Raw genomic sequence first — 1,214 nt, forward strand, 5'->3', positions numbered from 1 at the left:
CTACTGAATACGCGCGCAGACCACTTGCTCGATGCCAAACCTTTGTTCCGAGCTGGCCACATCGAAGTGGCCGAAGTGGAAGGTATGTCTTTCCCGGTCAAACTGGACACCGGTGCGGATGTCAGTTCTATCAATGCTAAGGACATCAAACTGTTCCAAAAAGATGGCAAAGACATGGTGAGCTTTACCTACGAAAATGACCTCGGTATGCAAAAAGCCTTTACTCGCGAAGTGGTAGACGTAATGAAAATTACTGCGAAAAAAGGCGAGAAAGCAAACGTCCGTCCGGTGGTGGAAATGCACGTCAAACTGGGTGAGTTAGAGAAGAAAATTCGCGTGAATTTGCAAGATCGCGGACGCTTTCATTACAGCATGATTTTGGGTAAAAACTTCTTAAAGCACGGTGCGTTAGTAGCGAGTGAAACCAATTACATCGTGACGAAAAAACCAGATTACGAAAAATAGTCGAACCGTCGCCTAACCTAATTGCCAATACCCAAAGTCCGCTCTGAGAATCTTGTGGCTTTGGGTATAATTCTAGGTTTAGGATGAAGATCGCGTAAGCGTCGATGCTGCTGAATGTGCGGCATTTTTTATGCCGAAATGAATAGGAGCCAAATTGAAAACTAAGCTGATTACCCGTGAAGGTTATAACAAACTCAAGCAAGAGCACGATTACCTCTGGAATGAAAAGCGTCCAGAAATCACCAAGATCGTGACGTGGGCGGCCAGCCTTGGCGATCGTTCGGAAAATGCTGACTACACCTTCAATAAACGACTGCTGCGTCAAATCGATCGACGCGTTCGTTTTCTCAGAAAGTTTTTACCTGAAGTCACCATCGTTGATTACTCACCTCAACAAGAAGGCAAAGTCTTTTTTGGTGCTTGGGTCGAGATTGAAAACGAAGCCGGTGATGTGAAGAAGTTCCGCATTGTGGGGCCAGAAGAAATATATGGCGATGCCAAAGATTACATCTCCATTGATTCCCCTATGGCCAGAGCCATGTTGAAAAAGCAAGTGGATGAAGAATTTACCGTTCGAACGCCGGAAGGTGACAAAGAGTGGTTCATTAATTCGATTGAATACAACAAGCAAAGCGCAGAATCTTAACTTCCTCGACCTTGAAACATTCGGCGAGCGAAGTGCGTTTGCCAATGATGTTGACCTATTTTTTTATGCGCCCTCATTTGAGGGCGCGAGCTGTATTTACTGG

At 45.4% G+C, this 1,214-nt stretch carries 2 protein-coding genes; both read left to right on the forward strand.

Annotated features, from left to right (window positions below):
• The coding region (locus R7035_RS25535) for an ATP-dependent zinc protease (protein ID WP_318146358.1) at positions 1-465 on the forward strand (465 nt) is incomplete at its 5' end.
• A gap of 154 nt (positions 466-619) precedes the next feature.
• Positions 620-1,111 (forward strand): transcription elongation factor GreB, encoded by a 492-nt coding sequence (greB, locus tag R7035_RS25540; RefSeq protein WP_005458979.1) that lies wholly within the window; start codon positions 620-622, stop codon positions 1,109-1,111.
• Positions 1,112-1,214: the final 103 nt, after the last annotated feature.

Origin of the sequence: Vibrio sp. 1731, assembly GCF_033339955.1 — a bacterium.
Lineage (GTDB): Bacteria > Pseudomonadota > Gammaproteobacteria > Enterobacterales > Vibrionaceae > Vibrio > Vibrio alginolyticus.